Origin of the sequence: Ruegeria sp. HKCCA6837 (assembly GCF_013034475.1) — a bacterium.
In the GTDB taxonomy this organism is placed as follows: Bacteria; Pseudomonadota; Alphaproteobacteria; order Rhodobacterales; family Rhodobacteraceae; genus Ruegeria.
The window spans coordinates 1-1,617 of record NZ_WQGD01000055.1 but is presented as its reverse complement, the minus strand read 5'-3'; the positions used below and the strand labels follow the sequence as shown (position 1 = coordinate 1,617).

General features: G+C 53.1%; 2 protein-coding genes and 1 pseudogene. All 3 read right to left on the bottom strand.

Annotated features, from left to right (window positions below; all coding sequences use genetic code 11):
* Nucleotides 1-483 precede the first annotated feature (483 nt).
* The gene (locus GOV91_RS22495; protein WP_171237135.1) at nucleotides 484-855 is read right to left on the bottom strand and encodes a hypothetical protein; all 372 of its coding nucleotides are present in this window, start codon (nucleotides 853-855) and stop codon (nucleotides 484-486) included.
* A gap of 2 nt (nucleotides 856-857) precedes the next feature.
* Nucleotides 858-1,250, bottom strand: a complete 393-nt coding sequence (locus GOV91_RS22990; RefSeq protein ID WP_371732362.1) for a hypothetical protein — start codon at nucleotides 1,248-1,250, stop codon at nucleotides 858-860.
* A 108-nt stretch (nucleotides 1,251-1,358) separates the two neighbouring features.
* Nucleotides 1,359-1,511: pseudogene (locus GOV91_RS22985) on the bottom strand (ParA family protein); the annotation flags it as partial.
* Nucleotides 1,512-1,617: the final 106 nt, after the last annotated feature.

Sequence of the window (1,617 nt, the reverse complement as noted above, 5' to 3'; positions counted from 1 at the left end):
CCCACCAGTCCCCGAAACTCTAGTCCGAAATGGCCCAGAACACGGGGGCTAGACACCGCGAAAACTATGTGGGCGATATATCCCCTGGTAACCGCGCCGCCATAACGCTCATGTCTAACCCCGATATCGTAATTCCTGGGGTGGTAGATAGCATCGGGCGAGGAATCGCAAAAAGTGATGGGAGTGTTGGGGTCAATCTCTTGCCAAACGTGAGTCCAACGTTTGAATGGATCCGACTGGCACAGCGAATTCCGGTAAGAGTAGAGATCGATCAACTCCCCGAGGGAATCGAGTTGCTTGTAGGTACAACGGCGTCGGTTCTCGTCATGACTGGCACCGATCCAACGGAAACAGATGAAGCCCTACCACCGCCGGCACCGACAATTCTACAATAGTGGGGCTCCAAGATGAATATGGGGCCTTGATAAGAGGCCCCCTGCCCTGCTGTAAAATTAGGCAAACTCTTGTCTAGTCTTTACTAACTTAAAACTCGAAGTCGACATCGTGCTCTCTAAGGAAAGCCAGCATCGACTCCTCCATAGCCTCGACGACACTTTTGCCCTTCTTCTTGGCAACTTTGTCCCACTTGCGATAGAGCCTAGGGTTCACTTTTGTGGAGAAGACCTGTTGGCGTGCAGCCTTTTTCCCTCTCTCCAGGCGCAGCTCAATCTCATCTTCCAGCTCTTCAGGGTCGAGCTCCCTACCCGCGTCTGCTTGGATCTCGGCGATCATGCGAACACGTTTGGCATGTCTAGTGTCAGAACCTGATGGTCTCTGACCATGCTTGTCCTTGTAAGGCCATGGCTCATCGTCATCCATTGTGACTTTACCGATTGCAGATGTATCTGCACTCATGGCTAAACTCCTCGCTTGTCAGCGCGTTCGCGCAGAAAGGTGAAAATTTCGTTGGTGATTGCTTCTACATTCTCAACCGCAGAATCCAGGTTGGAGCCTTGGTAGCGCGCTGGCAGATCAACATAGTCGCCTCCTGCGGAAACCATTGATTTGAAGATCGGCCGATGCGCCAACTGCGCACGCATAAGGGGGGCATTGTTCTCTACCAGAACCTGGCGCATGTCCTTGCTGATATTCGCCTCGATTGGGCCTGCTTCAGTGAATGTCAAAAGCACGCGGGCGTCGATATCACGTCCAAGAATCTTGCTGCGTGATCGAACCCGCTTCAGAACCTGGACGGCCGCCTTTACATCGGGGAGGGATGCTTGACCTGGGATCACGACTAGGTCGCTCACCAGAATTGCGTCAATGATGCTTGCATCGTCAGAGCCTTCGACATCGATCAGAACGACATCGTATTCGTCGGCGGCATCCAGGGCTTGCTCTGTGATCTCTTCGCGTTCGACATGTTGAACGGTGATGTTCTCTGGGATCTCTTTGATATCCGACCAGCCAGATAGCCACTTCTTCGGATCGCTATCCAGGATCAGGACCCGCTTGCCGGCCCGTGCTGCCTCAAGAGATGTGAGAATACATGTAGTGCTTTTTGCGCAGCCGCCCTTCGAGTGTCTTTGCCCCGTAAAATTGGGCCACTACTTTGGTCGAGAGGGGGAACAAGGGATGGCTCGGAAGCGATACTCGGACGAAGACATTCTGAAGCTG